The organism is Bacillus sp. JJ664 (assembly GCF_036962205.1).
Classification (GTDB): Bacteria; Bacillota; Bacilli; order Bacillales; family Bacillaceae_G; genus Gottfriedia.
This window is the reverse complement of sequence record NZ_JBALMS010000049.1, coordinates 8,818-16,564: the sequence shown is the minus strand read 5'-3', so window position 1 is coordinate 16,564 and position 7,747 is coordinate 8,818. Positions and strand designations below refer to the sequence as shown.

Genomic DNA, 7,747 nt, shown 5'->3' with positions numbered 1-7,747 from the left:
CCACCTTTTTCATCAATCAAAATATACCAAGAAACTCGATATTCATTCACCCTATTCACCCTTTTTCGAATTATCCCTATACGACAAACACTGGATAGCATTTTCAATCAGTATATTCAAAGGGTGTGAGTAAATAGTAGTCATTTGTCTATATAAAAAGAAAAAGCCAATCATTAAGATTAGCTTCAACTGCAGGTTCAAACGTGCGCTTTCTTTATTTCTTCGCCTGCTTTCTGGTGAATGCTCATTACCCTTAAAGGTAAATCCGCGCCTAGAAAGACTATTTTTTGTTACACTCTTTACGATAATAATTTATATGCAAGTTTTACACTTTCCTCGGAAGGTGTTAGGATTTCTTCTAATGGATATTTCAGTCCTAAAGCCTTCCATTTATAAACCCCTAATCGATGATATGGTAATACTTCAATTTTCTCGACATTATTAAGAGATTTGATAAAGCTTCCTAGGTTTTGTAAATCCTCATGAGAATCTGTAATACCTGGAACAAGTACATGTCTAATCCACGTTGGAACTTTTCTATCATTTAGGTATAAAGCGAATTGTTTAATCTGTTCATTTTGTTTACCAGTTAATTTAATGTGTTTTTTTGAATCAAAATGCTTTAAATCTAACAATACTAAGTCCGTATATTTCAAAACTTCATCTAATTTATCAAGAAATGCACAATCATAACTAAAGCAACCACCTGAGGTATCAATCGTTGTATGAATTTTAGCTTTTTTACATTCCTTAAGCAATTCTAAAAGAAAATCTAGTTGCAATAGAGGCTCTCCACCACTGATTGTAATACCTCCACCAGATGCTTTCATGAAGGGAATATATGATTTTACATCCTTCATTAACTCATCAACTGAAATAGTCTTACCCTCACCAATATTCCAAGTATCTGCATTATGACAATATTGACATCTTAATAAACATCCTTGCGTAAATACAACATAACGAATACCTGGTCCATCAACAGTTCCACAGGTTTCTATTGAATGGATGTTTCCCACCATTTAGCCTTCACCTCTTTAGAATCTTTCTTTCTTTATTTATCTTGTCTTATGCTTGTCAGGGCTGAGCGAATGCCTTCCACTTTTCATGGTGTCTAGTTCCGGCTCCTAGATCCTCGAGGTCATAAGCCAAAACCCATTAAAGGTAAAAAGCACCTTTATTGGGTTTCGTCTTATGCTTGTCGGAGCTGAACAGTCGCCTCCACTTTTCTTCTCACATACTGTCATGGAATGTTCGGTTGATGACGTCGATTTGTTGTTCTCTTGTTAGTTTTATAAAGTTAACTGCGTATCCAGATACTCTTATTGTTAATTGTGGATATTCTTCAGGATGTTCCATTGCATCAATGAGTGTTTCTCGGTTGAATACGTTGACATTGAGATGGTGTCCACCTTTTTCTGTGTATCCGTCTAGCATTGCTACTAAGTTAAGGGTTCTTGTATTTTCTTCTTTTCCTAAAGCATTCGGTACGATTGAAAATGTATTTGAAATTCCATCTTGCGAATCATTATACGGTAACTTTGCAACTGAGCTTAACGATGCTAATGCACCTTTTGTATCTCGGCCATGTAGTGGGTTAGCACCTGGAGCAAACGGCTCACCTGCTCTACGTCCATCAGGCGTGTTTCCAGTTTTCTTACCATAAACTACATTAGAAGTAATCGTTAAGACTGAAGTTGTATGAATTGCATTGCGGTACGTCTTATGTTTTCTAACCTTTGCCATAAAACTTTCAACTAATTCAATCGCAATGTCATCAACCCGATCATCATTGTTTCCATATTTAGGATAGTCCCCTTCAATTTCGAAATCCACAACGATTCCATTTTCATCACGAATCGTTTTAACTTTTGAGTGTTTAATAGCAGATAATGAATCTGCACAAACTGATAATCCTGCAATTCCTGTGGCCATTGTTCGTTTTACATTAAGATCATGTAACGCCATTTCAATTCGTTCGTAACTATATTTATCATGCATATAGTGAATACAATTTAACGTATTTACATATAAGCACGCTAACCAATCTAACACAATATCAAACTTAGATTTTACTTCATTGTAGTCAAGATACTCTGAAGTAACAGGTGCGTAATTTGGTCCAACTTGGACTTTTAATTTTTCATCGATTCCACCATTAATAGCATATAATAATGCTTTTGCTAAATTTGCTCTAGCACCAAAAAACTGCATCTGCTTCCCAATCGTCATTGCTGAAACACAACAAGCGATTCCATAGTCATCTCCAAACTCAGTTCGCATAATATCATCATTTTCGTATTGAATTGAGCTTGTTTTAATAGACATCTTTGCACAATATTGTTTAAATCCAATAGGTAGATTAGTTGACCAAAGTACTGTTAAATTCGGCTCTGGTGCTGGACCAAGATTGTCTAATGTATTTAAAAAACGAAATGAATTCTTAGTAACCAATGGGCGCCCATCAATGCCCACTCCGCCAATCGATTCCGTTACCCATGTAGGGTCTCCTGAAAACAATTCATTATAATCTGGCGTTCTTGCAAACTTTACTAAGCGTAATTTCATAACAAAATGGTCTACCAATTCTTGAGCTTCAATTTCAGTTAAACGGTTCTCTTCAAGATCTCTTTCTATATAAATATCTAAGAAAGAAGAAACTCTACCTAGACTCATCGCTGCACCGTTTTGTTCTTTAATTGCAGCTAAATAGCCGAAATATAGCCATTGAAACGCTTCAACTGCATTTGACGCTGGTTTCGAAATATCAAATCCGTGTTTTGCAGCCATTTGTTTTAATTCTTTCAAAGCACGAATTTGCTCATTTACTTCTTCACGCTCTCTTAATAATTCTTCAGACATGACACTACTCGTCATCTTCAAAGCATTCGTTTTATCAGCTATTAATCGATCAATTCCATATAATGCGACTCTACGATAGTCTCCTATAATTCTGCCTCTACCATACGCATCCGGTAAACCAGTAATAACCCCTGAACGACGTGCCGCTTTCATTTCATCCGTGTACACATCAAAAACACCTTGATTATGTGTTTTTCGATATTCAGTAAATATCTTACTTATTTCTTCATCAACTTTATAACCATATGATTCACAAGCAGCTTCTGCCATTCGAATTCCTCCGAATGGTTGTAACGATCGTTTAAATGGTTCATCCGTTTGAACTCCTACAATTTTTTCTAACTCTTTATTTAAGTATCCTGGCTCATGTGAAGTAATAGTTGATACAATTTTCGTATCCATATCTAAAACTCCACCTTTTTGGCGCTCTTCTTTTGATAATTGAAGTACCTGATTCCATAGCTCACTTGTTGCTTGCGTTGGACCAACTAAAAACGTCTCATCTCCAATATAAGGTTTAATGTTTAATTGAATAAAATCCCTTACATCAATCGATTTTTCCCAACGCCCACTTTCAAAAAGTCTCCAATGATTCATCCCAATACTCCTCCTCTTTCGAATTAACACAGAAAGATAATAATGTATATAACAGATTACACAATTAATTTATCATATGATGTTGATCTTCTATCACCAAGAATATGTATATATTGTGAAACATTGAACAAAGTGTCAGAGAGCACTTAATATATAACGATTTAATTGATTACAATTCATTTTACCAACAATTTTCTAGTGTAATTCATTCTCCAAAACTTTAAAGTTTCCATCTGAACTGTTATACTCAAATTATATAATCTGTATTATAAAAAAACATCTTCTTTTCGATAGACAAGACATTCACAAACAGAATATGTGATAATACTATGGTTAGTATAAATAAATGACAAAATCTTTTTGATTATTTATAAATAAGGCTCGCTAATATAAGCGAATATTTTGGAGCTGAATTCAGCCTTCTTCAGTAACAGTAACTTTAAATAAAGGGAGTATTTATGAATACACAAATCAATCTTTCTAATTCAATTAACGAAAAATTAAATACAATATATAAAAATCAACTTCAAAAAGTTTTACAAGATGAACAATTACTAATTGGTACAAAACAATATGTATCCCAAGACTCTACTATTTTAGAAGATGCAATTACTGCGTTATTACTTGGCAAAAACATTCTATTAAAAGGACCTACTGGAAGTGGAAAAACAGTTTTAGCAGAAACTCTTTCAAAATTACTTTATCAACCAATGCACAGTATAAATTGTTCAATTGATTTAGATTTAGAAGGAATCGTTGGGTACAATACAATTACTTCATCACCAAATGGATCTGAAGTTATCTTTATTGACGGACCACTAATGAAAGCAATGAAAAAAGGACATATGTTATATATAGATGAAATTAATATGGCGAAACCTGAAACACTGCCTCTACTACACGGTGCTTTAGATTACCGTAAAATGATTACAAATCCATTTACACAAGAAGTAGTAAAAGGCGATGAAAACTTCCGAGTGATTGCTGCAATAAATGAAGGATATGTAGGTACAAGTGAATTAAACGAAGCGTTAAAAAATCGTTTTGTCATTATTGATGTGCCATATATTAATGGAGAAGCTTTACTTCAACTTCTAAAGGACGAATCGGAACTACAAGATATGGATTTATTAAACAAATTTACGAGCTTCTCAAGTGATTTAATTCCGCTTGCTTCTGAAGGAAGAATTAGTGAAGACGCTGCAAGTATCAGAGGAATACTTGACGCATGTGATTTATCTGTTCATATCCCAGTTTTAAGGGCGATTGAACGTACAATCATCGCTAAGCTTAGTGACGATATCGAACGAGAAACTGTCCGTGAACTAGCAGAAAGTTATTTTCTTTCTTGAAATGAGTGAAATCAGATGAAACATGTAGTATTTAATAATAAAAAAATTGATGCTTCCACCTTTTTACAAATGGAAAATTTATCGATTTCTCTTTCTAAAAATCCTCAAGCTTTTTTGGAATTTGATTTCCAAGCATACTTTGACGACGAAGAACAAAAGTTTACTGTGAGTCATTTTTGGGACAATCAAGAACATCTAGCCCAACTAAACGGATTAAAGTCTGATGTGTATTTAAAAGCACTAGGAAACAAACATTATACTGATTTTAAAGAATTTAAAGAAACATTAAAGGAGTTACATGAGACTCATTTAAAAAGTTTTTTTACACAACTTTACGTTCTCCTTGAAGATATCCGATTAGAAGAAATTATTGTTCGGCAACGACCAGGAACTAGACAATTATTTTCTACCCGTAAAAATATATATAGACACTATTTTCAATCTCAATTTAAAGGAAATGAAATACGTAATTTTAAGCTTGATCAATTATATTGTTTAATCTATTTATCTTTAACTTCAACACAGTTAACATATCAAACAAATGAACAATTAGAAGAAATTCTACCAATCTTATTTCAAACGTTCGAAGCTAAAAAAACGAGTAATATTTCTTCTATTATATTCCAAGTCCAGCAGAGGTTACTTCCTATATATAAAGAAGATATGATTCATACGTATTTTGGTTATCTTCCATTAAATAAGTTAACAGATACGCCATCATGTAACAGTAAGGCAAAGGAATTACAAAATGATGACGAACAAGATGGACTTGAAGAACGCAATAGTGAAGACGAAAAATTATCAACTTGGCATAGAGAAAGTAAAAATAATGAAAATGATGATAATTTTTTACGATTCGAAGTTGAGAGTGGAACAAAAACGGCTATAAAAGCAAACTTTGCTAGAGAGCAAGAAAGCCAAGATCAAGCAATTGGAAATGCATTTGGTTCATCCAAGCAAGGTGATCACAAGCAATCGAAGCAAAACGATGCAAATGAAACTGCAAATTCATCTAATAATAATCACCAAAACCCATTTGGTAAATATAATAGTAATGTTTCAATCCAACATATTTCACCAAAACAGCAATCTATTGATGAAAAGAAACAATATTCCACTTTATCTGCAATTGTGTCAAAAGATGTCAAAGAGTTGCGAAAGACGATTGAAAAATCATTAGAAAACAAGCAAAATGCTCCCTCTGATAAGTACTACGGTCGTCTAAATAAAAAATGGATTAAATTATTTACTGAAGATAAACCAAAAATGTTTTATAAAAAACAAACTGAGTCAAAGGAATTAGATGCTGTCTTTTATCTATTAGTTGATTGTTCTGGATCAATGTTTAATAAAATGGATGAAGTTAAAAAGAGTGTCATTCTTTTCCATGAAACTTTAAAGCAATTAAAGATTTCACACAGTATAAGTGGATTTTGGGAAGATGCATCAAATGCTTCAAAAGAAAATAAACCAAATATATTGCATCAAGTTATACCATTTTCACAGTCACTATACCCTTCAACAGGCCCTAATATCATGCAGTTACATGAGGAAGAAGATAATCGGGATGGACTAATGATTCGAATCGTTTCAGAGGAATTAGCAAAAAGACCAGAGAAGCATAAGTTTTTACTAGTTTTTACAGATGGTGAGCCTTCTGCATTAGATTACTTCCAAGATGGTATTATTGATACTCATGAGGCTGTAAAACAAGCTAGAAAATTAGGGATTGAAGTAATTGGGACATTTATTGAAGAAAATGAACATCAAGAAGAAACAGTACAATTAATGAAAAATATATATCATCATCACTTTTTAATTGCATCTGGTACTGAGGATTTGAGGCTTCAATTAAAACCTTTATTAAAAAAATTACTATTAAGAAGCATAGATTAAATAAGTTGTCCATAAAATGAAGAAGAAATAGGCATTTGATATTTAATTGCCTATTTCTTTCATTTTTTGGGAATATTTAAATACTTTGTCGAACGGATTTACAATGCAAAAACGTGCTTACCTATTGATTTTTGATTTTAAAGAGAGTACGATAAATTTTGACGACTTAGAGAGAAGCATATTTTGAATAAAAGCTAGTGTGTTACTGCTAGTTTGTTTTGTATTTAAGGGGGATTATAAGATGCCTACTTCATTAAAGGCAACATTTTCACGTGTACGTTTCGTATTACTAGTTGCATTAGTAGTTTGGCTAAAAACGTATTTAGTTACTCTTATTGGATTTGATTTAAAAATTGATACTTTTTTCCAAAATGTAATATTATTTATTAGTCCATTGGCATCCTCACTATTTTTAGTAGGATTTGCTCTATTCTTTAAAGGCAATAAACGTAATACAATTGCGCTTTTCATTAATTTTCTACTAACTGCTATTTTATGTGGTAATGTACTGTTCTATGGATTCTTTAATGATTTTGTAACATTGCCTGTGCTTTTTCAAACAAGTAATATGGGAGACTTAGGTTCAAGTGTAAAGGAATTAGCGAGTTTTAAAATTTTCTTTATGTTTGCCGATATCGTCATCCTTTATATCTTATTAAAAAAATATCCAAAACTTTCAAATACTGGTCGCGTTCCGGCTTTTATGAAATCAGCTTACTTTTTAATCACAGTCGCTGTTGCAGTTGTTAACTTAGGTTTAGCAGAAATGGAACGACCTGAATTACTTACACGATCTTTTGACCGTGAAATGCTTGTAAAAAACCTTGGATTATATGTTTATCAAGGTTATGACTTATCACTTCAGACAAAAACCTCTACACAAAAGGCTTTTGCTGATAGTAGTAAATTAACTGAGATCGAAAACTATGTAAATACTAATGGTGTAAAAACAAATGCCAAACTTTTCGGAAAATATCAAGGTAAAAACGTAATTGTTATTTCACTTGAATCAATGCAAACCTTTACAATCGGTGCAAAGG

Annotated in this window: 4 protein-coding genes and 1 pseudogene; 3 read left to right on the top strand and 2 right to left on the bottom strand. The window is 32.7% G+C overall.

The features are described from left to right. Positions 1–299: 299 nt before the first annotated feature. Both pflA and pflB read right to left on the bottom strand, forming a co-directional pair. On the bottom strand, positions 300–1,022 hold the full coding sequence (pflA, locus tag V7056_RS08685) for a pyruvate formate-lyase-activating protein (protein ID WP_499701090.1): 723 nt from the start codon (positions 1,020–1,022) through the stop codon (positions 300–302). 211 nt (positions 1,023–1,233) lie between these two features. Then, positions 1,234–3,459 (bottom strand): formate C-acetyltransferase, encoded by a 2,226-nt coding sequence (gene pflB / locus V7056_RS08680; RefSeq protein WP_499701088.1) that lies wholly within the window; start codon positions 3,457–3,459, stop codon positions 1,234–1,236. Positions 3,460–3,917: 458 nt separating this feature from the next. On the opposite strand from pflB, the gene V7056_RS08675 reads away from it, so the two are divergent. The 3 genes and pseudogenes from V7056_RS08675 to V7056_RS08665 all read left to right on the top strand — a co-directional run. Next, positions 3,918–4,811, top strand: coding sequence for an ATP-binding protein (locus V7056_RS08675; RefSeq protein WP_499701086.1), 894 nt, complete (start codon positions 3,918–3,920; stop codon positions 4,809–4,811). Positions 4,812–4,826: 15 nt separating this feature from the next. Beyond that, positions 4,827–6,707 carry a vWA domain-containing protein gene (locus V7056_RS08670; RefSeq protein ID WP_499701085.1) on the top strand — a complete coding sequence of 627 codons (1,881 nt, stop codon included), beginning with the start codon at positions 4,827–4,829 and terminating at the stop codon, positions 6,705–6,707. Positions 6,708–6,948: 241 nt separating this feature from the next. After that, a pseudogene (locus tag V7056_RS08665) lies at positions 6,949–7,747 on the top strand (LTA synthase family protein); the annotation flags it as partial.

Bases quoted from the DNA above. Each gene is read 5' to 3' on its own strand.
- V7056_RS08675 (WP_499701086.1), top strand. From the start codon at position 3,918: ATGAATACACAAATCAATCTTTCTAATTCAATTAACGAAAAATTAAAT.
- pflB (WP_499701088.1), bottom strand. From the start codon at position 3,459: ATGAATCATTGGAGACTTTTTGAAAGTGGGCGTTGGGAAAAATCGATT.
- V7056_RS08670 (WP_499701085.1), top strand. From the start codon at position 4,827: ATGAAACATGTAGTATTTAATAATAAAAAAATTGATGCTTCCACCTTT.
- pflA (WP_499701090.1), bottom strand. From the start codon at position 1,022: ATGGTGGGAAACATCCATTCAATAGAAACCTGTGGAACTGTTGATGGA.